This is a genomic window from Candidatus Kapaibacterium sp. (genome assembly GCA_023957315.1).
GTDB lineage: Bacteria > Bacteroidota > Ignavibacteria > Kapaibacteriales > UBA2268 > PGYU01.
In genome coordinates, this window is record JAMLHE010000009.1 from 55,038 (window position 1) to 81,755 (window position 26,718).

Here is a 26,718-nt window from a genome sequence, read left to right on the forward strand (position 1 = left end):
ATCAAAACTCCATACAAATTTAAACAAAACAAGAAAATGACTAAAACAGTTAATAGCACAAAATATTTGACGAATTAAATTAATTTTTGGGTATAAGATTTTTTTTGTAAATTTGATTAATAAGAAATTTCAAGTTAAACAATAGATAAGTTGACGAAATATGATTAAATTTCCATCATTTTGCTTCAAAGATATTAGTTGAGTCAAAATACCATCCAAAACCACATTATGATTACAATCAAAATAGAATATTACCCCCTTTTTTTAGAATATTATTTAGAGGAACCCTCATGAAAACTTCATTATTATTACTTTTTCTTATGCTCTTCGCAGTCAATTCCATTTACGGAATTGACGGTAATTACGGATATGACCAATTCGGGAACAAATTTGTACGCGGAATTATCAAAGTAAAGCTGACCGACGATGCATCAGCCAGAGCAATGATGATGCAATCGGCTCCGAATTCGTTGAACGGATTCTTTGGTGTAGCAAATTTGGACAATACTCTACGTTCATTCGGGACATATAAAACGGAACGCTCATTTGACGAAATCAAACCCAATTACAGATTGCCGAATGCAGATGTACCATTGGTGCAAGAATACATCCAAGCATTGGAGCGGTATTATACGATTTATATTGATGAAGCTATTGACCACAATCGTGTAATTACGGCTTTGCTTCGCGATGAAAACATCGAATCTGCTGAACCAATCTGGGTTTATGAGGCTTTCGATATGCCTAACGACGAATCATATAGCCAAATGTTCCAATTTGCACAAGTTCAAGCCGAAGCTGCCTGGGCAATTCACAAAGGGGAAAATGGCACTCGCGAAGTATTGATTGGCATTCACGATACGGGCCTTCAATGGTATCACCCCGATTTATTGCCCAATCTTAAGATTAACGAAGCCGAATGGACTAACAAAGACGAGCCTATTCTAATCGAACAAGGCGGAAGATTAATTATCAATCCTGCAGCGGTTGATGGCAAAGATTCGGACGGTAACGGCTATATAGACGATGTATTAGGATTCAACTTCTACACTGCTGACGGCACTGCACCCAACGACCCTAACGGTTCTGCTCAAAACAGACACGGCACTCACGTAGCAAGTATTGCAGCAGGCGCCACAAATAATGGCATCGGCGTGGCATCAATCAGTTGGAATGTGAAGTTTGTAGGTACTAAACACAGCCACAACAGCTCGGGACGTTCACTTTATAATGTTGACCAAGGTTTGCTCTATTTGGGAGCAATCGGAGTAGATGTAATTAATATGAGTTGGGGCGGTGGTGGATTTTCGCCTGCTTTGATTGATATGTTCGGTTATCTTAACTCTTTAGGTATAACACTCGTAGCCGCTTCAGGAAATGGCAACAATGACAATCATTTTCTTCCTGCTTCATATCCGAATGTGCTTTCAGTAGCGTCAATAACTTCGCAGGACAAGAAAACATATTATTCGACCTACGGTCATTCCGTTGATGTCTCAGCTCCGGGTGGCGATGTCACGGTTGATGGCGGAATTCTTGCGGCTGTTCCTGTTAATTCATATGCAAAATTTCAAGGTACTTCTATGGCATCGCCTATGGTTGCAGGGCTTGCCGGCTTGTTGAAGTCTTATTATCCAAAATGGACTCCTAATCAGATAAAAAGAAGGATTGTAGGGACTTCTGACCCGATTGACCATTTGAATCCTCAGTTTGAAAACAAATTAGGCGAAGGCAGAATCAATGCCTATCGTGCTCTAACTGATACTGATTTGAATTTCCGTAAGCCATTACGACTGTATCCGCTTAGTTCGCAAATTATTGACGATAACGCCAATAATATGATTGAGCCGGGCGAAATGTTCAGAATCAAGGTTTATATGGTTAATTTCAACGAATTCAATGGTTCGGAAAAAGTGACTTTTAGATTGAAAAGCGATGACCCTGACATACATATTCCTGATAATTCTTATGAAATACACAAACTTGTAGGAGATGATTTAATCATTTTGCAAAATAGAATGAATGCACAAGCGAAACCGAATGCAAAACCCAAAATCGCCAAAGTTTATATTGAAATTGAAACTGAAGATGAAATGCTCAATCCCGACAAGATATATTTCGATATTGTTGTCGCCGGTGGAGTGCTCGTCTATGAACCGAACCCTGCTTCAAATTTCCAAAGTGGAGCTTATATTAAACAATATCTCGAAGCAAATAATTACGATGCTGTTTACACGAATATATTACCTCCATCTTTAAGCGGGTTTAAAGCTGCTTTCATAAGCTATGGTCACCATTCTGAATCGCCTGTATATACCCCGACATCAGCCGACTTTAATGCTATTTATTATTTTATTGCCTCAGGCGGACGTCTTTACGTAGAAGCATCATCACACTTTTCACAAAAGTTCTTCGGCTCAATGGGTTTAGGCTCATACATGGGCTATATGTTCGGACTACAGTCAGCGTCATATTCAGCCGGAGCGAACCCCATCAATCAGTTTAAAGGCATTGCGGGCACTTTTGCAGACGGTTTGACCTATTTCAATACAACGCAACCGCTTACCACAATGACAGATAAATTATTCCCTAACACTTCGGCGGGTGGTTTTTCCTTATTCGAAAATGTCGGGTGGGGAAATACTATGGTAGCATGTAATAGTCCGGCAGGACACCGAACAGTTACATCTACATATTCAATAGGGCACTTAGTTGATGCATCATGTCCATCCACTCGAGACGTTGCGATGGCTAAAATTCTCGACTTTTTCGGTTTAGTTAAACCATTGAAAATTGATTTGATTGATTTGACCACTTGTAAAACTATTCCTGTAGAATTAGGTAATAATTGGGGAAGCGATTGCCAAAGTGGTACTTACGGCAATCTCACCGTTACCGGTGGCTCGGGCAATTACACTTACAATTGGCATCCGGCATACGGGCTATCCAACCCGAATGTTTTAACGCCCACTGTAATAAGCCCATCATATAATACATACTATAAACTGACTGTTACAGATAATATGTCCGGATTACAGCATAGCGAGTTTTTGCAACTGACAGTTACTCAGCCACCTTTAGTTTATGTGCCATTCATGAGAACTGTAAAACGCAACAGTATAATCAATTTAGATGATTTTGTGTTGGATTACGACCCGAATAACACTTACTTTTGGTCCACAGACAAAGGCGGTGCATTAAGTCAATCGGAATCTCAAAATTGGTTAGCAAAAATCGGTATCCACAGATTTAATGTAAATTGTACCGATGATACCGGATGCTTGAGTGAAACAAAACAAATGATGGTAGTCGTTTCACTTCGCAAAGAGGCTATTGACGAACAATTCATTGCCGGAGACAATGGCTATATGGTTATGGCTTCATTCCCAAATCCCGCACCAGATTTTGTGAACGTTGTTGCAGATTTTGCTGAAGAAACAAATGCTACTGTTTCGGTTATTGACCTTAGCGGCAATATTCTTAGCCAAGAATTGTTCCACTCGGTTTGGAACGTAGATACTCAGCTTAAGCTCAACAACTTAGCCTCAGGTACGTATCTGATAGTGGTCGAAAGCGATTCGGACAAAGCTACGACTAAAATTATAAAGAAATAAATATAATTAGATTTTTTCACAAAGGCTCTCGGCGATTTTCCGGGAGCTTTTGTATTTATGGCATATTTAGAATTAATTTTTGGTAAAATTACAAGCTAAAAACGCTTACTTCGTTAGCAACACAAATTGAATAATTTCGAAATAAAATAAAATGATTGAATCAAAACAACTTTATATAGATAAAATTCTTGAAAAATTGCCTTATGAAATTGCATCAACAATTGTTTCCTTAATCAAGGACACCACATTTGATGAAGCAAATCCGCCACTTGCAGTATTTGATATGGATTGGACATTGCTCGATGGCGATATTTGCGAATCGCTTTATCTGCATTTTTTAAGCCAAGGAAAGGATTTGCCTTTATCTTGGAAAAAATATAATGAGATGCTGCGAGCAGGCGACCATCTGAACGCTTATTCGGAAATCATCATAGCGATGGCAGGTATAACACTTGACAGCATTTATAGTACTTGCGATTATCTGCTCAATCATCCTGACTATGATATTGAATATAATATCGAAGGCGAAACATTCAAATTCAAGGCTCCCAAAGTCAATCAAAATATGTATGCATTGGCGACCGTACTCAAATTAGCAGGATTCAAGGTAGCAGTCGTGTCGGCATCAGCACATTATTCGGTTCGGTACATAGCGAATAATTATCTGGGAATCAATCCCGACAACGCTTTCGGAATAAAGAGCCATTTGATTGTGGACGATAATTATATCGAGTATCTCGACTCGCAGCTAATACCACCGATTACTTGGAATCATGGCAAAGTAGAATTATTAAAAGCGATGTATCCGAATTCAAAAATTGTGCTTACTTGCGGTGATTCTTTCGGCGATATACCGATGATGAAAATGACAGACTCTTTGGGCTTGGTAATAATCAAAAAAGGTCCCGAATCAAATTGGCAAATGATTCACGACGAATTGACCGATTCTATACGTAAAATTGTGGTTTAGTTTGCGAGTTCTTTCGTATTTTAGCAATTGTAAATCACTTAAAAATGATTCAATTTTATGGGAGTAAATTATGTTAACTGATAGGATTAATTATTTTCTGAATGAAAAGGAATTGGCAATAGTCGGTTTGTCCACCGATAAGAAAGCTTTCAGCCGTGAAATCGAGAAAGAACTTCTCGCACTTGAGCACCGTGTTTACGGTGTCAATCCTAAATTTACCAAAGATGACAACTATTTCCCGAGTGTAGCAGATTTGCCTCCGCAAGTAAAATCAGTAGTTATCATGACCCCGAAAGAACAAACTATGCAAGCAGTACAAGATGCACTTGACAAGAATTTAGAGAACTTTTGGATATATCAAGGTTCTGACACTCCCGAAGTCTTGAATTTGCTCAAAAGCAGGAATAAAAATTTCATCAGTGGAAGGTGTGTATTAATGTATCTACCATCAGTCAGTGGAATTCACAAATTCCACTCCGTTATCCATAATATTTTAAGAATTGATAAGAATAAGGCATAAGATGTTCGAATTTAAAATGAAGATTTCCGGCGCCGAGCCCAGCAATAACTTTAGAGATGTTATAAGCCCGTATGACGGTCGTATCGTCGGGCGAATAGAAGTGCCTGATGATAATGCTATCGAAAAAGCTGTTGCTAATGCAAAGTTCAATTTTGATAATGTCATGAAACAAATGCCTGCTTATCAAAGAGCGGAAATTTTGTACAACGTAGCACAATTAATTCAGAGCAATCACGAAGAGTTAGCACATTTAATAGCTGCGGAAGGCGGAAAGCCCGTAAAAGACGCTCGAATCGAAGTTTCGAGAGCCGCAAATACTGTCAAAATGTCAGCCGACGAAGCGCTAAATTTGAATGGCGATCAACTTACTATGGATAGAGCCAAAGGCTCCGAAGACCATATCGCTTTTACGATTAAACAAGCACTTGGTCCCGTACTTGCGATTAGCGCCTTCAATCATCCCGTTAATCTGATTTGTCATCAGGTTGCGACCGCATTCGCAGCGGGGAATACCCTTATCGTCAAGCCTGCATCAACAACGCCATTATCATGCCTTACGATTTGCGATTATTTCACCAAAGCAGGACTTCCGGACGGAATCATAAATGTGTTGCCCGTCGCAGGCAGCAAAATCGAGAAAGTTATCAGCGACCCGCGAATTCGATTTGTGACATTCATCGGGAGTGCAGAAATTGGATGGGCAATCCCCAAGCTTGTTGCTCCGGGTGTAGGATATGCTCTTGAGCATGGTGGAACTGCCGTTGCTGTAATTGACAAATCTGCGGATTTAACTCGTGCAATTCCGGGCATTATCAAAGGTGGCTTTTATCATGCGGGACAAGTTTGTGTTTCGACCCAAAATGTATTCATTCACCGTGAAATATATGAAAATGTTAAGGAATTATTAATCAAAGCTACATCAAATCTTATCACCGGCGACCCAAATCATGATTTGACTGACGTCGGACCGATTATTACCGAAGCTGAATTGACAAGAGTTTTGGATTGGATAGAGGCAGCCAAGTCCATGGGTGCAAAAGTTTTATTAGGTTCCAACAGAATAGGCAAAAATTGCATCGAACCGACTATAATAGAAAATACAAATTACGATATGAAAATCATGAGCTCGGAAGTTTTTGGTCCTGTAATTAATATTAATACTTTCGATGATATTTCCGAAATCATAGCTCAATGCAACCAAACTCCATTTTCGTTCCAGAATGCAATTTACACGCAAGATATTGATATGGCGATGAATTATGCAATTTTAATTGATTCCAAAGCTGTAATTATCAATGATTCAACTGCTTTCAGAGTTGATTGGATGCCCTTTGGCGGTGCGAAAGAATCGGGATTCAAAGTTGGTGGCATCAAATATTCGATTAACGACCTTGTAGAAGAAAAGTTGATTATTATCAAACGTAAACCATTATGATTAGAGGCTTATTTTACAATTTATACTTAAAACTATTCATACTTAGAATAAAAACTTTCGGCAAAAAAATTGACAAATTGCTTATCGAAATTGCTGATGAATACTACTATTTGATTTCTTCAGATGTATTGCACGAAGAAGCTGTTTACAAAATATTGAAGTCATATTACGGCGAAAAAAAAGCCGATTATGATGAAGCAGCATACTTTGTTTTTAAAAAGCATTCGTCTGTAGATAGCATTTACGATAGTAAATACGGAAAAAGTGGCAGATTTATGAGCAATTTGTTCAAATTAGTCCAAAAAGTATATTTAGACAAATTTCTCGATGAAAACCGAGAATCATACTCGGACGAAATCAATAATTCCATTACAAAATTGAATAGGATTTTCAATAAAGTGATACTCTATATGTATTCGAAGTATCCCTTATAATTAGATTTTGAGCCAACTTTTGGGCATTATATCTTTAGTATTCAAGTCGGGATTACGAAACCAGTTTTCGGGACCGATTACGATTTTATCCGGGTTGGCAGAGAGCCATGCACCCCACCAACTGAAGGAACTATTGGCTATGATAGCGTGTTTGCATTGAGACATTAAATTGAGTGAAAATTGGAATTTGTTTCCCTTGATTTCATCTTCGATTATAGTCATATTTTCCCCAAAGACAAAGTTTTCCCTGCACCATTCGTTATCGTCAGAAAAGATAAAATAGTGCGGTGATTCGACTTTAGAAGCAATCGTCTCCATAGCTTTGTCGTAGTATTCTTTTCCCAATACACCATGAGTTCTGTTTGCCTTCGCGTTTGAAACGTAATCACCACGCCGAATATGAACCGCCACAGATTGTTTTTCTTTTATCAATTGTCCCATTTCGAAAGCTTTTCCGCTCAGTTGGTCCCGAAATTCAAAATCCTTTCGGATAATGTCCTCGTATGGCTTGAAATAACGTTCGGTCTGGAAGTAGCCTTCCAAATAGCTGTTTACGGGAGCATTATCAATTTGCTGGTCATAGTCGAATCTTGTCTGAATCAAATAATTATAGCCGTTTGTGTTGATGTTTCGGCGCCACATTTGCTTCAAATGAACGAGAAAAATACCAAATTTCCCAAACATTGGCAATGGATAATTTGATAACTCTGGTTTTGTGGCAAATTCAGCATTCAAATTGAAAACATCTAAATCGTATGTCCTGATAGTAAAATTTTTGCGAGGTTGCCTTTCTATCAAAAAATATACGTCAATTTTGAATTCTGAGCTGTTTTTGATGGCAAGCGCTCTGCCCAAAGCCCATTGGAACATCTGATTGCCAAGCCCACCCATCATTTTAACTATTATCATTTTCCCACTTTGTCATTACTTGTTTTTAAATATTCTTTTGCTTTTTGCAAATCTGATTCGGTATCAATCTCAATACCAATTGTTTCTGTCAAAATTACTTTCAATTTTATTCCGTTTTCGATAAATCGCAAACACTCTATCATTTCGATTTGCTCCAATTTCCCAATCGGGAGCGCAACGAATTTGAGCAAAGATTCCTTGCGAAAGGCATAAACTCCAATGTGCTTCAGATGCTCTACTTCTGTACCTTTGTCCCGCGCAAACGGAATAGGCAAACGCGAAAAATATAGCGACATATTTTCTGAATCTAAAATCACTTTCACATTGTTCGGATTTGAAATTGCTTCCTCACTTTCAAGCTTTTGAGCTAAAGTCGCAACGCTAACATCATCGGAATCGAAAGCCTTAATCAGGTCTTCGAGAGATTTCTTCCCGATAAATGGCTCGTCTCCTTGCACATTGATAATTATATCGTAGTCCAAATCTTTGGCAACTTCGGCTATTCTATCAGTTCCGGACGGATGAATGCTATCGTTGAAAATCACTTTGCCACCCACTTTATCAATTTCATCGCGGATAATATGGCTATTGGTGACGACGATAACGTCATCGAAAATCCCCATATTTAGCACATTTTCGTAAGTGCAAACTATGACGCTCTTTTCGCCGAGCAACGCAGTCAATTTACCCGGAAACCGCTTAGAGTCATATCTCGCAGGAATTAGTGCAACAACTTTATTTTTCATTTTCCAAAACCTTTTTATCCAAACCTGAATCGTACTTTTTATTGGCGATTAAGCCAAGAATATCTTTTGAAATTAAATCAGCTTCGCCCTTGCCCTGATTAACATATTTTAGCGCAGAATCACCTTGAGTGCTTCTTCGTTCGAGATTTTCCAACATCATATTAAGCCAATTATACAATTCGTCAACATTTTCAATCACTTCCAAAGCACCGATTCTATGCAATTCAGTTGCATCAGGCGAGCCCGAAATGTTCGGTCCAGTGGCAATCGGCAATCCATATCCGGCTGGCTCCGAAGTGCTATGCACACATTTTCCAAAACCATTCCCAACGTATGCAAAATCCGCATTTGCATATAAAAATAAAAGCTTGCCGATACTATCAACAATTATGTGATTATTACCCAATTTTTCGAATTCTTCAATATCTTCAAAATTCAAGGAACTCAATAAAACATGATTTCTTAAACTTTTTTGGAGCCGCTCGATGTTTTCAATAGTTGGTTCATGAGGAACAAGAATCATCCGAATTCGGAAAAGAGACTTATTCACATTTTCGATAGCTTCGATTAGCATATTCTCGTCCTTTTCCCAAGTGCTCCCAGCCACAAGTGTCATCGTATCTTTTGTAAATTCAATCGGAATAATCGGATTGACCCGTGCTTTTGCCACTTGGGAGCTGATTCTATCGAGCCTTGTATCGCTCGAATCAATGATATCCGTTTTGACACCAATCCCTCTGAACAAATCCCCATGCAACTTGCTAACGGCATAAATTTTATCGAAATACGAGTAAATATATCTCGTAAATGGTTTGAGCAATGCGCTCGATGCTAATTTCACATTGCTTGGGTACGATGCGCAAATTAAAAAAGTAGGGATATTCAGCTTTTTCAGAACTACCAAATGATTCAACCAAACATCATATCGAACAAAAACTACCAAGTCCGGCTGAATCTTGGCGATAGAAGATTTTGCCTCGGATTTGGTATCAATAGGCATATAAAAAACATAATCGGCAAATTCGTAATGTCGCTGGTTCAAAAATCCCGACGGCGAGAAAAATGAGCAGAAAATCTTAATATTCGGTGTTTGTGCTTTGATTTTTTCGATAATTGGCTTTGCCTGCTCAAATTCGCCCATAGACGAAGCATGAAACCAAATTCGCTTTTCACCATTTGCTTTCACAGGCATTTGAGCCAACAACTTGCCGACATTATTTTTGCGTTCGGCAATTTTGGGGTCTGAATGCCCTCTGAAAGCCAGAAACAAGTTCCCGACATGAATTATGATATTATATATAAATCTGTAAAAAAACATTTTTATGCTTCGAATTCCCTCAAATTTGCAAAAAAATATCAACCAAAACCAATAATAGTAATAAATAGTACAAAAATACGTAATTAAATTGTTACTTGAAAAATATGAGAAAAAAGCAATGGATTTCAAAGATTATTATAAGATACTTGGTGTGGACAAAAAGGCATCAGCTGCCGAAATTAAAAAAGTTTACCGCGAGCTGGCTAAAAAGCATCATCCCGATGCAAACAAGGGTTCCGATACCGACAAGAAATTTAAAGACATCAGCGAAGCATACGCCGTACTGAGCGACCCTGAAAAAAGAAGAAAATACGACAACCTTGGCAGCACTTGGAATCGTCATCGCGAAACCGGAGGCACAGGTGATGACTTCGATTGGACGGAATGGATGGCAAAACAACAATCTCGGCGAACAGGGCATTCCGCAGGAGACCATTTCGATACCGGAAGCGGGATTTCCGACTTTTTTGATAGGGTTTTCGGTGGATTCGGCAGACGGAATCCATTCACACAAGCCCAAACACAAGCACCAACAGCCCAAAAAGGGAAAGATGCAGAGTTGGAGATTGAAATCACGCTCGAAGAAGCTTACGCCGGCACAACGAAATTAATAGGCACCTCGAGCGAGAAAATGGAAGTTAAATTCAAACCCGGCACAAAAGATGAACAAATTCTGAAAATCCCCGGCAAAGGAAATATCGCTTCTCACGGTGGCGCCCCGGGAGATTTGCTCATAAAAGTGAAAGTAAAGCCCCACGCAAAATATGAACGAAAAGGCGATGATTTGTACATCGAAGCAGTCGTTGACCTTTATACAATGATTTTAGGCGGTCAATCCCAAATTGAAACACTCGGCGGCAAAGTCAAAATCACGATACCCAAAGAATCACAATCCGGAAAAACACTCAAGCTCAAAGGTCTCGGAATGCCCAAATACGACAACCCAGCCACAAAGGGCGACTTATTCGTCAAATTGCAAGTCAAATTGCCTGAAAATCTCACAAGCAAACAAAAAGAACTCTTCGAGCAACTGAGGAAAGGATAGGGGGAAGCCTTGTCCATCTTGAACAGGATTATCAGGATTTCGTGATGAACAGGATTAAAACAATTAACCGCAAAGTTCGCATTGCGACATCTTTTCGCTTAATTTTCCATTATTTTAACAATCTCGCTTTGACTCAAACCCTTCGAAATGATATAGATATCGTCTAGAGCACCTTTGAAGTAGGAAGAGCCGTCATAGCTGCTGCCGATTATTAATGGTAATACTGATTGCTGAGCTACAGCATATGGAATTTGACTTTTCGGTTCTCCATTTAAGTATATCGTCAATTTTCCGTCTATCGAGGTCATGGCGACGTGATACCAAGCGGGTTTACTCGGTATTATAGCTCTAACATCTGAACTATAATCTGTGCCACTACAAACTCTGAAAATGAAAGTATTTTCATTGTACATATAAAACGAATAACTTGCATTTCCTGGCGATGCCGCACCCCATATACCCAATATAACATTGTCGGTATTATTGATTTTTCCCATTGAACTTTCGAGATAACACCAAAACATAATTGTGTAATTCAGTCCGATATTTACTTTTGGGCTGGAGATAGTAATTTTTGAGTTCGTTCCGTTGAATAATGCTGCACTCATAGGGTTACCTTTGCGATCGTTTGTGTATGACAAGTTTGTGGCATTGGTTGGAAGCTCAAATGGACCTGAATCAGAATGAGTAGCATTTAGTGGCAAATGCAAAAGGATATCTCCTGCTGGTGCTTTGGGGTCGTATCGAGTCGTAAAATTCGATACAGAACTTTCAGACATCGCTTCATATGTGTCATAAGCCACGATTTTGATATAATACTTCGATGAATCCAATAATTGCGGAGTAATAAAGCTTTTTGCGTTAATACGAGAGGCAACTTTTTTTAAAGGTGGATTTACAAAATCTAAATAGACGTCATAGCTGAGTTTATCACCATCCACATCCTCACACTCCCATTCTATTGTTATACTCGTGCTGTTAACAATGGCTTCATTATTAGGATATGTGATAATTGGACTATCAGGAGGAGTGTTCCCGTCCACTTTTGATGTAATATGAATATATGCACGTGACTCTTTTCCGGCTTTGGCGCTAATTGATACATTTGCCATATAGTAATCCGGGTTTGTTGCTATAATTCTATAATCTCCCGGTGTTACATTACCGAGATAAAAATAGCCGTTTTCATCAGTAACAACAGTTTCGGTCGGTGGTTCAGAATAAACAAATATATCTTTGAGTGGTACCTTGGAGCTCTGGTCAATTACATAACCGACTATCATTCCATCTGTTGGAGAGGCAGGATCTTCGGAGCATGATAGAAATAAAAAGCAAATAAGGTTTAAGAATACAAAAATCTTTTTCATTGAACACCCATTTATAAAATGATACAAATAATTTCATCCATTAAAACATTCTCGTCAATTGCTTATTTCCGGCAATCCGAATTCGATAATCTTCAAACTCAAGTCTTCAAAAATAAACTTTTTTTCTACCAATATTCTATATTTATTAAGACACATGAATGATGAAAAAATCTCAAACGATTTAAAAAAAATCTCATATTTACAAAATAAATAAATTCGTCTCACCAGAACAGCGTTTTGTCCTGACGTTTCAAATGTGCCACACCTGCCAGATGTGGCACATCTTTAAACTATATCTTCACAAACATTTCCGTGCGATTTCCGATTCTCAAATAATATACTCCGGCGGAAAGATGAGAAATATCTATTCTTAAATTCCCGCTCCCTGAGCCTGTCGGAGGGTGGTTACTTACACATTCCCCAAGTTTATTGTAGATTTTAATTTCAGAAACTTCATCAACACTACGGTTTACCGTAGGGTTGTTATTAATTTCAATATATTCGCTTGCCGGATTGGGCGAAATTGCAATTTCAACACCTGTAAAATCGGCTACGCTTGCAGGGTCCATATATTTGAAACCAAAATATCCATCTGGAGCAGTTATCGGATAGTTTACAATTTTACCGTTCACAGTTTCGGCTTGCAAATAATATTCAATTTCAAGCCCGTCCTGAACTCCATTTGCGATAAAACCGACATAAAGGGAATCCAATGCTTGCATTGATGCTATAAACCAAACCGGCTGGTCTTTGATTCGCCAATGACAATTTACTTTCACAAGACTGTCGCTATGCTCAACTACTGCCGCAATTTCGTAAGGTGCTTTTGTCGAAACTGTTCCACGAATTGCTTTGTGCTTGATATAAACCGGTTTATCGGCGGGAATTTGCATCGTTATGCAATGAAGTGCTCCACCAAGTGGCGATAACACTCTGCTATCAATAGGTACAATTCTGTATCCGGGCAAATATGATTTCAGAAGCTCTACAACTTCTTGCGTTTGCTGTGAATTGCCATCAATATCGTCAGAATATGAAGGAAAAATAAATGACTTATTTACTATTAATCCATTGATAAATCCGCGTGCATCTTGTTGGAATGTTTCGCATCTAACTCTGTTTTGAGTTCCGTTGTCATCTGTCGGTAATGGCAATTCCAGAAATTTATACGGCGTATTATGCACTGATTTCAGTTCACTGATTGCTTTCCTGTTATTGTTTATCAAAGCATAATCCGGAAAATTGACTGAATTATATTTATCGGGGAATTTGGTGATAATAAATGTTTCATCGTCAATTAGCTTCAAATATATGTCCAAATGCCCTGTTCCGCCGTCGCAATTCAGCGAATTCAAAATATGTCTGTTCTTTAAATTGAAAACTTTCGTCATTTCCTCACGCGTTCTGTCAGTACTCCATCGCTCTTTAATTACCAAACCCGGTCCAACGCTATCGGCATTATTCCAATATATAACGTCGCCAAAAAATGCTGTTCCTTTGCCGTCAGCTATGATATTTCCGCCTTCGGTTTCAAGTTGCGAACTAAAAAATTTATAACCCTTATTTGATGCCAATAGCTCCGGATAATCATTGTCTATAGGTCTTATTGGGTAATATTGGGCATTGATAAAAAACAAACTGTCATTTGAATTATCGTAAGCACCATAAGGACCGAAATCACGTGTCCAAAAGGCATTTTCACCATCGGGGTCGCTTAGAAATTCATAATTATACAATGGTTTACCGATTGAATTCATGTATTCATGCAACTTAACTGTATCCTCCAAATTTGCAACGCGTATCCAAGCTGTACATTCATATTGGATTGCATCAATTAATTCAGCCCATAAAATTGGAAAGGGACTATCTTCAAATAAATCAAGCTCATAGCCTACGATTTCTACTAATTCAAAGCCACCGGTTTCTTTAAACTTTACGCCTACTCCGGGAGTAAACGGTTCAACAAAGTTTCCTTTGGCATCATAAGCATAAGAGGGCCAAGAAACCAAGACAGCTTGCGATTCTTCAAACTCGCCCGGAACGCGGAATGAGGGCGGCAGAGAATCCATTTTAAATTCTTCTTTAGATTGGAGACGGTTATCCCCTTTTGGAGCAATTAACTTGGCGGCTTCCTTGTATATTAATAAATTTTCTTCGCTTGGGCGTTTTGGTTTGTGGAGTTTTAGGAATTCGTCCGGTTTTAATGATTTCAGTTTTTGGATAGCTTTTTGTTTAGCCTCGTTTGGATTAGTTTCGCCAAAGAGTGTGACAGCAGAAAGCAAGACTAATGCCGCCAATAAAGGAGTAAAATATCGTCGCATAAATTTCTCAAATTGTTAAAAAAATATAGTGACGGAGCGAATTAAATATTAGTACGCCTGATTTTGTGAAAATATCTATTTGTTGTGAAATTTTTTAAATTTAGAACATGTAATGTGAAATTATGTGCAAAAAGTAACAAAAAAGCTGCTCCATAGTTGAAGCAGCTTTAAAAAAATCTAAATTCTGAGAATATTTACTTTGCCATTGCTACGCTACGACGTTCGCGAACGACAGTAACTTTGATTTGCCCGGGGAATTCCATTTCACTTTCGATTTTTTGAGCAATTTCAAAAGCTGTTTGGTCTGCCAAAGCATCATCTACTCTATCCGGCTCGACGATTACGCGGATTTCTCTACCGGCTTGGATAGCAAAAGTTTTAGATACACCTATGAAACTCATGGCGATTTCTTCAAGTTTTTGCAATCTCTTGACGTAATTTTCAAGTGACTCGCGGCGAGCACCCGGACGAGCTCCACTTATACTGTCTGCTGCTTGAACTAATACTGCAATCGGCGATTCCATTTCGATATCTTCGTGGTGGGCTCCGATTGCGTTACATACAAGATGCTTTTCCTTGTACTTTTTGGCAAGGTCGAACCCGATAAGTGCGTGAGGACTTGGGTCTTGTTCGATACATTTACCCATATCATGCAACAATCCGGCGCGTTTTGCCAATTGCACGTCCAATCCCAACTCAGCCGCCATTATTGCACATAGGTGCGATACTTCGATTGAGTGATTGAGCAAATTTTGCCCGTAACTTGTACGGTATTTCATTTTGCCGATTAATTTTAGCAATTCAGGGTGCATTGTCTGAATGCCTAATTCCATAATTGTTGATTCGCCGATGTTTCCAAGTTCGGATTCGAGCTCTTTACGAGTTTTTTCGACTACTTCTTCAATTCTGGTCGGGTGAATCCGTCCGTCGAGCATCAATTTTTCGAGAGACACTTTTGCCACATGACGACGGAACGGGTCGAATCCTGAAATCACGACTGCTTCCGGTGTATCATCGATTATCAAGTCAATGCCCGTAGCTGCTTCGAAGGCACGAATATTTCTCCCTTCGCGACCAATTATCCGCCCTTTCATTTCATCGCTGTCAAGCGTCACTACCGATACGGTATTTTCTGCGCTATGGTCAGAAGCCGTTCTCTGAATCGCTTGAACTATGATATTTTGCGATTCGCGAGTAGCTTTCAATTTGGTTTCTTCGCGAATCTGCTTAACCTGAACTGCAGATTGCGATTTAGCATCGTTAATTATGCTGTCCATAAGTTGGCGTTTGGCTTCGTCTCGCGACAAACCTGCAACTTGCTCCAACTTTTTGGCTTGTTCTTCAACAAGCAAGTCCACTTCCTTGAATTTATCCTTAATTCGCTCTTCGCGTTTTTTCAGTTCTTCGTCGAATGACTGAGTTTGCTTTTCCTTTTTTAAGATCGTATCCAATTTTTGGTCAATCCCTTCTTCGCGTTTTTTGACAGCCCTTTCGATTTCCTGAAGTTTAAGTCTCTTTTGATGAGCTTCGTTTTCGAACTCTTGCTTGCGCCTATGCCATTCTTCCTTCGCTTCCAATGCCTTTTCTTTCAAAATTGACTTAGCTTCATTTTCTGCATCTCTCACAATATTCTTCGCACTTGATTCAGCTTCGGCGATTTTCGCCTTTGTCATTTTTGCACTAAAGAAATTCCCTATGAGATATGCAACCACAAAGCCTGCAATACTACTAATGATAATAACTGTTATATCCATTTGTTAAACACTCCTCCCTAAAAAACTATTCTTGTAAACTATTAAAATTTAACTATAAAAAAAAAGCTGCAAAATACTATCTTCCGAATTAGTATCTTTCGATACAGACAACGGGTCTTGAGAAGAAGAGAACCTCTCATGTCATTTTTGGGTAAAATAGCCCGACTATCTCTAACTTCCACCGAGCCCACACGGGGCTTATGCCGAAGCATATTGAGGCCTGTTATTAATAATCTGAGACTAATCCCTCTAAGTAAAGCTATAGTTCTAACATACTGTTGACAACGATAGTATAATGCAGCAAAAATCCAGCCTTTGTATTTCAAATAACGTACGGTAAACCGTCTATACTTTATAAATGTTCTTAGAGCACATTTATTTTAATACTTGTTCTAATGTATCGCACATGCGGTTCAATTCAGTTTTCAGATATTCATTATCAGATTTCCGTTTCTCATCCGATTTGATTTTGTTTTCCGCTATATTCAATGCCGATAGTACCGATAATGTATTTACCGATACCGACACGCTGTATTGCTCGCGGATTTGGCTGAAATGTGTATCTACTTCGGATGCAGCTCGGCGTAACAAATCTTCGTTATCGCCCGTTAGCTTGTATTCTACACCGCCTATTGTAACTTTAAAACTTTTCTCAGCCATTTTTTCGTTGTCAATTATTATACAAAATTCAAAATTATAATTTGATACTATTACACTTTCGTAAAAATAATGCAATTTTGATAAAAGAAAAATTATTAACTATTCATTAATTTCATTTTAAGAATTCATCAATTTGCATTATGTAATTGTCTATTTTGTTTGTCAATCCCGCAAACTTAGCCTTGTTGCTGTTTGCCTTGTCGTAAATTTCGTTCAATTCCGATTCTAATATCGTAATCTGTTCGTATCGCTTCTTGAGTAATTTTTCCAGTTCATCAACTTGCTCGCGAGATTGAGTCAAGCTGATGTCTTTGACTGTTAGCTCGTTAGTTGCTTTGTTCAGTTTTTCGTTCAATTCGTCAAATCGTTTTTCAATTGTATTGGAATGAATGATTTGCTCACTCATTTTGCTGATTACCGATTTCAATTCTTCGATTTTCGCTTCATATTCTTCAATTTTGGCGCCGTTATCTTCAATTTTTGCTTCGCTTTCGGCGATTGACTTTTCAATTTCATCGAAATCTGCTTGTGATTGAAGTTGCCCGCGAAGGGTTTCTGCTTCTTTAGTCAATTCGTCAATCAAGTCTAATTTTTCATTCAGCGATGTGCGAGTTCGTTCCAAATCATCGCTCATGCCTTGGTTCAGCTTTTTAAGTCTGTCACGTTCTTTTTGGAGCAAGACCATCGCTGCTTCGGTTTCTTCGATTTTCTGCACGAGTTCGGAATTATGCCTGTCTTTCATCAAATTCAATTGTTGCTGCTCTTTCAGAACGTTCAACATTCTTGCCAATTCGGCATTTTTACTTTTCAGTTTATTTATATCGGCGATATTAGTTTCGATAATTGACTGCAATGAGGACAATTTTGATTCGTATGCTGAAGAATTATCGCCCAATTTTTTCAGCAACACATCCTTATTATTGCCCGAATTCCGCAACTGGTCTATCAGATTCTCTGCTTCTTGCAATTTTGAGCCAAGTTCTCTGATATTATTGTTCTTGTCTTCGATTTCGACCGTGAGCATCTGCAAATCTTCGCTCTGTCTATTTCTCAACAATCGGTACTCTTCTTCGAGTTTGGCAAATTTCTCGGACAAATCGTTTCGTTCGGATTCGATATTTTTGAGATTTATTACCTTGCTCTTGTTTATTTCCAATTGTTCTTTGAGTTGCTCGATTTTTTCCGATTTTTCTTTAATCACAAAATTTTTGTGTGCGAGCTCTTTCTGAACTATGCTGAAACTTGCATTGAGTGAAGTCAATTCTTTGATTTTTTTGTTCATTTCAATCAAAGTAAGCTCATTTTTCCTATTTGCCAATCTTTCAGCTTCGAGTTCATCAGTTAATTTTGGCAGAAATGCAGCTTTTTCCTTTAGCAAAGTATTTTTTTGAGTCACTTGGCTCAAATTGCTTTCCATTTCTGCTAATTTAGCTTTCAGTTCAGTGATTTCTTTAGAACTTTCTGAAAGCATTTGGATGTGGTTATCTTTTGCAAATAGCTGAGAATTCAATTCCTCGACTTTTTTCTCAAGCGAATTTAGCTTTTGCTCCGATTTTTCGTGATAATTATTGCGGTCAGTCAGACTCCGCTCTGCATTTCGGTATTTTGACTCTAATTCGGCATACTTTGCACGCAAGTCTGTTATACCTTCGCCGGCATTTCTTACCAATTCCCAAAGTTTTACTACCAAATTATTCAATTCGGGGTCTGCCGGAGATGCTTGCTTACTGTCAATACGATTGTTATCTGTGCTCATACTATCTATTTTTTTTAGTTCAACTTCTTCTCAATATTCCCGAAAACTCTGATTCTATCACTTCACAAACTTTCATAATATCACGCTCGACATCATCATCTGTCAATGTCCTTGTCATAGAGGCGAAATTCAAAGTAAAAGCAAGACTTTTTTTGTTGTCGCCTAATTTTTTGTCAATAAATTGGTCGAAAACATCTAAACCGACAAGAAATACACCGCCGTTCTTGTTGATTGAATTCATTATATCTGCAGATTTGACCGACGAATCGAAGATGAAAGCCAAATCTCGACTGATTCCGGGATATGGGCTGACCTTGAGGTATTGATATTTTGTGTTTTCAGTGCCATAAATAAGCCTCAAATTCAATATACCGGCAAAAACTTGTTGCTCCAAATCATACATTTGTGCAAATTTGGGGTCAATTTGACCGAAAGTGCCAATAACACGATTGCCAACTTTGACGTTCAAGGACATTGCTGTAAAGCCGGTTGTGCTGCCCGCTTCTTCAAATTTGTACTTTTGAATTTTCATCGCTGCCATCAAATCTTGTATTATACCCTTGATGTCATAAAAATCGCTCGAATTTCGTTGCTGAGTCCATTGGATTGGCGCCGGGCTTCCGCTGATGGCAATTATCAATTCTTCATTTTCGATAATATTTTCCAAAAATGAATCGGAATCATCTCCATATCTGAAAGTTTTCCCGATTTCGAAGATTTTCAAATCTTTAGTGCCTTTGCGGATATTGTTGGAAATCACTTTGAGTACTGAAGGCAAAAGTGAAGTTCTCATTCTGCTTAATTCTTCCCCAAGAGGATTAGCCAAAATAATGGGCGAATCCGAAAAAATTTCTGCCGATTTCGGGTCAATTTGATTTTGTGTTACTATTTCATTAAATCCGTTGCTGACCATATATTTGCGAATTCTATTGCGTAAGGGCGGCACCGTTAGATGAGTCGCAATGCTTTCGTGCTCGAAATCAATCATCGAATTGTAGTTCGGCTCGATATTGTCGTAATTATGCAATCTCGCTATATCTTCAATCAAATCTACATCATAGCTCACATCAACACGATAAGCCGGCACACGAAAAGTAGCAGAATTATCATTTCGGGTAATTGTGACGAAATTCAATTTGTTCAAAATCTCGCAAATTTTATCGTCGCTGATGTCAATTCCAATCAATCGCCTTGCTTTGCCAAAATTCAGGCTGATTTCAAGCGGAATATGCTTCTTCGGGTATGTATCAACATAGCCCTTGACAAGCTTGCCACCTGAATGCTCGGCTATTAAAGCGGCTGCTCGCATCAACGCAACAGGAACATTTTCTATGTCAACGCCACGCTCAAATCGGTATGATGATTCGCTCTGCAGAGCGAGTTTTTTCGATGTCTTTCTAACCGAAGATGTATTGAAAAAAGCAGATTCGAGCAAAATATCAATAGTAGTGATTGAAATTTCGCTATTCATACCACCCATAACTCCACCAATTGCTACCGGACGTTTGGAATCGCAAATCATGAGCATTTGCGCATCGAGTGTGCGTTCTTTCTCGTCAAGCGTAGTGAATTTTTCGCCTTCTTGTGCAGCTCGAACAATGATTTTATTCCCCAAAATTTTCGCTAAATCGAAGGCGTGGAGCGGTTGCCCCATTTCGATTAGCACATAATTTGTGACGTCCACAGCGATATTAATCGGTCGGAATCCAAGGTTCAGCAATCTCTTTTGCATCCATTCCGGCGAAGGACCGATTGTGCAGTTTTTGATTACTGCTCCTGTGTAACGATTGCATAATTCAGCATCAACTATTTCGACTGAAATTTCGCTTTTCACATCATCATCATTTTCGTACATTTCCACTTTCGGCATTGTGACTGAACTACCATAGTATGCAGCGAGTTCACGTGCAACACCCAAATGGCTCAGGCAATCTGCTTTATTGGGCGTAATGCTGATTTCGAAGATTACATCATTCAAGCCGTAGTAATCTGCGAAAGACATCCCAACGGTTGCATCTTCGGGCAATACCCAAATCCCTGCGGCATCTTCGCCCATTTCAAGTTCAATTTGCGAACAAATCATGCCGTTGGATTCCACTCCGCGAATTTTGCGTTTTTCGAGTTTGAATCCCCCGTTTGGCACAACTGCACCTTTTTTGCCGAAAACTACTTTTTGACCTGATTCTACATTTGGTGCTCCGCACACAACTTGCAAATTTTCTGACCCATCATAAACTTCACAAACTGATAATTTATCTGCGTCGGGGTGTTTTTCCTTTTTCACTACTTCGGCAACAACGAACCCTGCGTATTTGCCGGATAAATCATTTATAGCGTCAACTTCCAGTCCCAACATAGTCAGGATGCCCTCTAATTCAAGATGGCTTGATTTTATATCAACAAATTCTTTTAACCAATTAAACGATAAAAGCATAAAATGAACATCTCATATTTATTATTAATCTCTAACCTAATTCAGACTTGCAATTTAATCATTTTTCTAAAAAAAATATATTATGTTTGTCATTCTTTTTAATATTTTTTTGGAGTTTTTTATGAAATCATACAGAAAGGAACTTTGGTTCAATGCAAATTCACGTCGAGCCTACTTAAACATCACACCGGAAGTCGAAAAATGTGTGTCGGATAGCGGCATAAAAGAGGGACTTGTTCTTGTGAATGCCATGCATATCACCGCTTCTGTCTTTATCAACGATGACGAAAGCGGCTTGCATAGTGATTTTGAAGTGTGGTTGGAGCGATTGGCACCCGAAAAGCCACATTCACAATACCGTCACAACGGATTCGAAGATAATGCCGATGCACATCTGAAGCGCCAAATCATGGGTCGCGAAGTCACTGTTGCGATTACTGCCGGCAAACTTGACTTCGGTCCCTGGGAGCAAATTTTTTACGGCGAATACGACGGGATGCGTCGCAAACGAGTTTTAGTCAAAATTATCGGCGAGTAAATTTTACTCGCCTTCTATGAGAATATAAGCTATTGCATTGGCATCAGTATGCGATAGCGACACATGAATTTTGTATTTACCGTATCGTTCGAGCATTTCGCCTTCGAGCATCATTATTGGTTTGCCGCTTGTTTCGTTTTTGATTCCCACTTCGCGGAATTTGAAACCTTTGGTGATGCCTGTCCCAATTGCTTTGCTGAATGATTCCTTTGCGGCAAATCGCGCTGCATAATGAACGTATTTTTTGTCATTAAAGCTTTCGGAGTATTCCTGCTCTGTATCGGTATAAATTCTATCCAAGAACCGTTGTCCATAACTTTCAATCGCTTGTTTGATTCGCTCTACATCTACAATATCAGTCCCTATTCCAAATATCATTTTGTCTCCTGATTTTTTAATTTTTCTACAATTAACGGCAACACCTGAGATGAAGTTCCCCGCAAAACAAAATCCATACTATCGCTGACTGAGGTGTGATTGGGATTGACTTCCACTATCTTTGCACCATAGTTTTGAGCAACAAATGGCAAACTTGCTGCCGGATAGACTTCTCCCGATGTGCCTACGCTGAAAAATACATCGCTTTGCATTGCTGCCAATTCACTTTGCATGAATGCCACTTCGGGCAACATCTCTCCAAACCACACTACGCAAGGTCTGATTAAGCCCCCGCAATAAGTGCATCGAGGCACAATTTTGTCGGCTAACGAAGTTTCACCCTCGAAATCACGATTGCAATTTAAGCAACGATTATCAATTATGTTGCCATGTAATTCCAGTACATTTGTTGCTCCTGCTGTTTGGTGCAATCTGTCAACGTTTTGAGTGATTAATGTGTATTTGTCGAACAAATTTTCCATTTCGGCAATTGCAAAATGTCCCGGATTTGGCTTTGCATCGAATACTATAGCTCTGCGGTGCTGGTACCATTCCCAAACGAGTTCGGGATTGGACATAAAGCCGTCAATGCTTGCTAATTCGGCAGGATTAAACTTTGTCCATAAACCGTCGGGGTCTCTAAAAGTCTTAATTCCGCTTTCGGCACTCACTCCTGCGCCCGTCAACATAGCCACATTCTTAGCTTTTTTCAGTATTTCGATTAATTTTTCAGGTATATCCATTTTCTTCTCCATATGATTACAAATATAAACAATCCAATCAAATTTTGATTTCATATTGATTTCAAAGTAAAAATTTCTCTTTTATTCGATTTTTTATGAAAATCTGAAAAGAATTTCATAAATTTATGTTATGAAATTTACATAATAACAAAATGTTCTTGAAAAAATGAAAAATGTTGCTGTAATTGGTTGTGGGTATTGGGGAAATCACATAGTTAGGAACTTCAATTCATCGGAGAATTGGAATTTAAAATACATTTGTGACATTGATGCCGAGCATTTGAAGAAGATTGCAAAATCTTACCCGAACGCAAAAGCTGTCACTGACGCCGGAATAATTTTCGACGATGCATCTATTGATGCCGTAGCAATCGCAACACCGGTCAATACGCATTTTGATTTGGCAAAGCGATCACTTGAATCCGGCAAACATACTTGGGTCGAGAAACCTCTGACCTCTGACGCTGCAAGCTCACAAACACTCGTCGAAACTGCCAAGCGGCAGAAAGTTATTCTGCATGTTGACCATACTTTTATCTATACTCCCGCTGTCCGCAAAATTAAATCTATAATCGAAAGCGGCGAACTCGGCGAAATCTACTATTTTGATTCAGTCAGAATAAATTTGGGACTTTTCCAGCACGATGTCAATGTACTTTGGGATTTGGCTCCACACGATTTGTCAATTTTGCAATATTTGTTAGACCGTAAGCCCGTTGCTGTTTCTGCACATGGCATCTCGCCCTATAAATATAATAATAACGATATCGAATCTATCGCATATTTGAATATTCGGTTCGAAAGCGGCATGATGGCGAATTTACATGTTAATTGGCTCTCACCGGTCAAAATTCGCAAAATTATCATCGGTGGCAATCGGAAAATGCTCGTATTCGATGATATGGAACCTATCGAGAAAATCAAAATTTTCGACAGCGGAATTGAAATGAAATCTCGCGAAGATGTTTACGAATCACTTATCCAATATCGAATTGGCGATATGATGTCGCCTGCTATTAAAAACTACGAAGCCCTTAAAGAGGAATGTAACCATTTCTATGATTGTATCGTCAAAGAGGTGGATACTGATACAGATGGAAAGTCGGGATTGTACGTGGTTGCAATACTCGAAGCCGCCGATAAATCAATGAAATCCGGTGGTATTCCTATAGAAATTGATTTTTAGAATTTTAATATTGAGGTATATTATGAAAAACTTATTTACAAATTCGATTTTATTTTCATTAATTTGCATAATAATTTCTGCCCCATCGTTGATTGCACAAGACGATTGGCGAGGTCAGACAATCGAAACTAAAGACAACTTCCCTTATCTTAAAGACAAGTATGAAATGACTCTCGACCAAACATTTGATACTGTATGGGAAGCTGCAAAGAAATCTATAGAAGAAATCAACTGTTCAATCATTACTGCTAATACCAGACAAGACGACGAAGGTTTGTACCGCGGGACAATTCAAAGCGACTTTTGTATTTTTGCAGTCGGCGACACAACTCTCCAAAATATGAGATATTATTCTGTCGATTTGCCGTTTATTCGCGGTGGAGTATGGGTTAATGGGCGGATGCAATATAAAATCATAGTTCGAGAAACTCCGGATGACAAGGTTTATGTACTTTTAAACGGAGAAATTAGCGGTATGGAATCCCATGTCACAAGTAAAGTTCATTTCTGGAAATCTAATGGATTTAAAGAATCTATGATGATGGAAAGAATCAAAATGCACCTTGGTTTGCCATATGAACTCAAAGAACAATAATAGTTGACATTTTCGTATTTTGCGAAATCGTGCCCGAAAAATGAAGTGCACGATAATTGATTGATTTCTAACATAATCAAAAGGGGCTGATTATGGTAATAGCCGGAATAATGAGCGGAACATCATTGGACGGTGTTGATGTTGCGATATGTGATTTTAATGCCAAATCTGATTCGATGGAATTTAAGCTTTTGGCTGCAAATACTTTTCCGTTCAGCAATTCTACGCGACAATTTATCGAGCAAGTTATAAATAAGGAAATCAGTGTATCGCTAATTTCCAATTTATCGTCATTATTGTCCGAATTATACGCTCAATCAGTGATTGAATTATGCTTAAAGTCCGACATAGCTTTAAAAAATATTGATGCAATTGCCGTACATGGGCAAACAGTTTGGCATCAGCCTGTGGCTATCGCTATGGGCGAACACAGCATCCGTTCGACACTACAGTTGATTGATGCGCCCCTGCTATCGCACCGGACAGGACTCAAAGTTATATTCGATTTTCGTTCGGCAGACATTGCCTTAGGCGGTCAAGGTGCACCCTTAGTACCAATTTTCGACAAAGACTATTTCCGAAACCTTGAAAAAGACGTAATAAGCCTGAACATAGGGGGAATTGCTAATATCACATATCTGCCGATGAAGCCTAAGCAAAAAATCAAAGCCTTCGATACAGGACCAGGGAACATGTTGATAGATTTGGCAATGAAATATTATTTCACCAAAAATTTTGACGACAAAGGACAAGTAGCCGAATCAGGTACTTTGAAACATGATTTGTTGGTGGAATTGCTTTCGAATAATTTCATTTTCAAAATACCACCCAAATCAACCGGCAGCGAGAGCTTCGGGCAACACTTTTTAGCAAAAATCGTTGCCCAACATTTCTTGGCTGAAGATGTTGTTGCCACATTAACACATTTCACAGTCGAATCAATTGCCCACAATATTGAAACATTTTGCACACAAAGCGGCAAGATAATAGTTTCCGGTGGAGGTGCCGCAAACAAATTCATGATGCGATTATTGCAAAAGCGTTTACCCAATTTCGAAATATCAATAAGTGATGACTGGGGAATTCATTCGGACTACAAGGAAGCTATCGCCTTTGCCTATCTCGGACTATTAAATTTAAAGCGTTTGCCCGGAAACTTGCCCCTTGTAACAGGAGCCTCCCGCCGAACTATACTCGGCAGCCGCTATGAAATGTAGGGCGACGAGTGGTGACGCCATAGAACTATTATTATATCTACAATTATGGTTGGAGGCGGCTCAGGGAGAACATGTTAGTTTGTTTTGAATTATGGGGAATGAATCACTAATTTTGTTTAAAATAATGTGAAGAAGACGAAAAAACAATTAGAGAAAAATTTATATGAATAAACAATTTCAATACATAACAGACTTAGCAAAGCAGTATAGCAGTTATGCCGAAAATCAAGATGATTTATACGATGCACTTAATAATCTACCTAAAAATGTAGTCGATGAAATTTACAATGAGTATGGCAACCCAAAAAAGGATTTTAAGCCAGTCAACTTACTAAGAGCAGAAATAGCCAGAAGACTTTTACAATCGCAGAAGGTAAGCGGATCACTTGTCAATGAAATTAAGGATAGAATCAGAACAAAGGATGTTGATTATTTTGATTCATATTCTGAAAAACTCAAAAATGGATTAACAAACTATAAAGCCCTTACTGGGAACAGTGACTACTTTACTGCTTGGAATAATTATTGGCGAATACTTTATGTATTCTTTTTCAGAGACACGGTTAAAGACACAGTTTCTTATTTTCTTCAAATTATTGGCGATGATTTAAAAGAAAAACTAAAACTATATGACTATAATCTTCACACTGTCAACTTTAATGGTACAGCTAACTTTGGTTCTACATATTGTTGGTTAGCTTTATATCCTAAATATAAAACCTCTCATCAAGACAGCTATCAGTTTTTTGTTCAATTTGATAAAGATTCTGTTGCCGGT

At 38.7% G+C, this 26,718-nt stretch carries 21 protein-coding genes; 10 read left to right on the plus strand and 11 right to left on the minus strand.

Annotated elements, in window-relative coordinates; translation table 11 throughout:
- The first annotated feature begins 290 nt into the window (after positions 1-290).
- From M9949_10485 to M9949_10505, 5 genes are all read left to right on the plus strand, one after another.
- A complete protein-coding gene (locus tag M9949_10485) occupies positions 291-3,614 on the plus strand; it encodes a S8 family peptidase (protein MCO5251832.1) in 3,324 nt (1,107 codons plus the stop codon).
- A 151-nt stretch (positions 3,615-3,765) separates the two neighbouring features.
- The gene (locus M9949_10490) at positions 3,766-4,584 is read left to right on the plus strand and encodes a haloacid dehalogenase-like hydrolase (GenBank protein ID MCO5251833.1); all 819 of its coding nucleotides are present in this window, start codon (positions 3,766-3,768) and stop codon (positions 4,582-4,584) included.
- A gap of 70 nt (positions 4,585-4,654) precedes the next feature.
- Positions 4,655-5,104, plus strand: a complete 450-nt coding sequence (locus M9949_10495; GenBank protein ID MCO5251834.1) for a CoA-binding protein — start codon at positions 4,655-4,657, stop codon at positions 5,102-5,104.
- Position 5,105: 1 nt separating this feature from the next.
- The gene (locus M9949_10500) at positions 5,106-6,539 is read left to right on the plus strand and encodes an aldehyde dehydrogenase family protein (GenBank protein MCO5251835.1); all 1,434 of its coding nucleotides are present in this window, start codon (positions 5,106-5,108) and stop codon (positions 6,537-6,539) included.
- Positions 6,536-6,973: a hypothetical protein gene (locus tag M9949_10505; protein MCO5251836.1), complete on the plus strand. Its 438-nt coding sequence runs from the start codon at positions 6,536-6,538 to the stop codon at positions 6,971-6,973. Before M9949_10500 ends, M9949_10505 begins: the two co-directional genes overlap by 4 nt.
- Here the strand turns inward: M9949_10505 and M9949_10510 are convergent, their stop codons facing one another.
- Genes M9949_10510 through M9949_10520 form a run of 3 tightly spaced genes read right to left on the minus strand, consistent with a single transcriptional unit; the run spans position 6,974 to position 9,946 of the window.
- On the minus strand, positions 6,974-7,882 hold the full coding sequence (locus M9949_10510) for an alpha-1,2-fucosyltransferase (GenBank protein ID MCO5251837.1): 909 nt from the start codon (positions 7,880-7,882) through the stop codon (positions 6,974-6,976). It lies immediately after the preceding gene.
- Entirely contained in the window at positions 7,879-8,628 is a 750-nt protein-coding gene (gene kdsB, locus M9949_10515; GenBank protein MCO5251838.1) for a 3-deoxy-manno-octulosonate cytidylyltransferase, read from the minus strand. Before kdsB ends, M9949_10510 begins: the two co-directional genes overlap by 4 nt.
- Positions 8,618-9,946 (minus strand): hypothetical protein, encoded by a 1,329-nt coding sequence (locus M9949_10520; protein ID MCO5251839.1) that lies wholly within the window; start codon positions 9,944-9,946, stop codon positions 8,618-8,620. Before M9949_10520 ends, kdsB begins: the two co-directional genes overlap by 11 nt.
- Positions 9,947-10,064: 118 nt before the next feature.
- On the opposite strand from M9949_10520, the gene M9949_10525 reads away from it, so the two are divergent.
- Complete coding sequence (locus M9949_10525; GenBank protein ID MCO5251840.1) at positions 10,065-10,991, plus strand: DnaJ domain-containing protein; 927 nt, start codon at positions 10,065-10,067, stop codon at positions 10,989-10,991.
- 98 nt (positions 10,992-11,089) lie between these two features.
- On the opposite strand, the gene M9949_10530 is transcribed toward M9949_10525, so the two are convergent.
- The 6 genes from M9949_10530 to pheT form a co-directional block, all read right to left on the minus strand.
- A complete protein-coding gene (locus M9949_10530) occupies positions 11,090-12,358 on the minus strand; it encodes a carboxypeptidase regulatory-like domain-containing protein (GenBank protein ID MCO5251841.1) in 1,269 nt (422 codons plus the stop codon).
- A 290-nt stretch (positions 12,359-12,648) separates the two neighbouring features.
- Entirely contained in the window at positions 12,649-14,679 is a 2,031-nt protein-coding gene (locus M9949_10535; protein MCO5251842.1) for an agmatine deiminase family protein, read from the minus strand.
- 194 nt (positions 14,680-14,873) lie between these two features.
- On the minus strand, positions 14,874-16,433 hold the full coding sequence (rny, locus tag M9949_10540) for a ribonuclease Y (GenBank protein ID MCO5251843.1): 1,560 nt from the start codon (positions 16,431-16,433) through the stop codon (positions 14,874-14,876).
- Between the two features lie 375 nt (positions 16,434-16,808).
- Positions 16,809-17,093, minus strand: coding sequence for a cell division protein ZapA (locus tag M9949_10545; protein MCO5251844.1), 285 nt, complete (start codon positions 17,091-17,093; stop codon positions 16,809-16,811).
- Between the two features lie 112 nt (positions 17,094-17,205).
- Complete coding sequence (locus M9949_10550; protein MCO5251845.1) at positions 17,206-18,849, minus strand: hypothetical protein; 1,644 nt, start codon at positions 18,847-18,849, stop codon at positions 17,206-17,208.
- Between the two features lie 19 nt (positions 18,850-18,868).
- On the minus strand, positions 18,869-21,283 hold the full coding sequence (gene pheT / locus M9949_10555) for a phenylalanine--tRNA ligase subunit beta (protein ID MCO5251846.1): 2,415 nt from the start codon (positions 21,281-21,283) through the stop codon (positions 18,869-18,871).
- A gap of 121 nt (positions 21,284-21,404) precedes the next feature.
- On the opposite strand from pheT, the gene M9949_10560 reads away from it, so the two are divergent.
- Positions 21,405-21,821, plus strand: a complete 417-nt coding sequence (locus M9949_10560; GenBank protein MCO5251847.1) for a secondary thiamine-phosphate synthase enzyme YjbQ — start codon at positions 21,405-21,407, stop codon at positions 21,819-21,821.
- 3 nt (positions 21,822-21,824) lie between these two features.
- Here M9949_10560 and acpS read toward each other — a convergent pair whose 3' ends face one another.
- Together acpS and M9949_10570 are read right to left on the minus strand one after the other, a co-directional pair.
- Positions 21,825-22,199: a holo-ACP synthase gene (gene acpS, locus M9949_10565; GenBank protein ID MCO5251848.1), complete on the minus strand. Its 375-nt coding sequence runs from the start codon at positions 22,197-22,199 to the stop codon at positions 21,825-21,827.
- Positions 22,196-22,942 (minus strand): NAD-dependent deacylase, encoded by a 747-nt coding sequence (locus M9949_10570; protein ID MCO5251849.1) that lies wholly within the window; start codon positions 22,940-22,942, stop codon positions 22,196-22,198. The genes acpS and M9949_10570 overlap by 4 nt, the downstream gene beginning before the upstream one ends.
- Before the next feature lie 166 nt (positions 22,943-23,108).
- Between M9949_10570 and M9949_10575 the strand changes: the two genes are divergently transcribed.
- From M9949_10575 to M9949_10585, 3 genes are all read left to right on the plus strand, one after another.
- Positions 23,109-24,128 carry a Gfo/Idh/MocA family oxidoreductase gene (locus M9949_10575; protein ID MCO5251850.1) on the plus strand — a complete coding sequence of 340 codons (1,020 nt, stop codon included), beginning with the start codon at positions 23,109-23,111 and terminating at the stop codon, positions 24,126-24,128.
- Between the two features lie 22 nt (positions 24,129-24,150).
- Complete coding sequence (locus M9949_10580; GenBank protein MCO5251851.1) at positions 24,151-24,723, plus strand: hypothetical protein; 573 nt, start codon at positions 24,151-24,153, stop codon at positions 24,721-24,723.
- Between the two features lie 92 nt (positions 24,724-24,815).
- Positions 24,816-25,940, plus strand: a complete 1,125-nt coding sequence (locus tag M9949_10585; protein MCO5251852.1) for an anhydro-N-acetylmuramic acid kinase — start codon at positions 24,816-24,818, stop codon at positions 25,938-25,940.
- Positions 25,941-26,718: the final 778 nt, after the last annotated feature.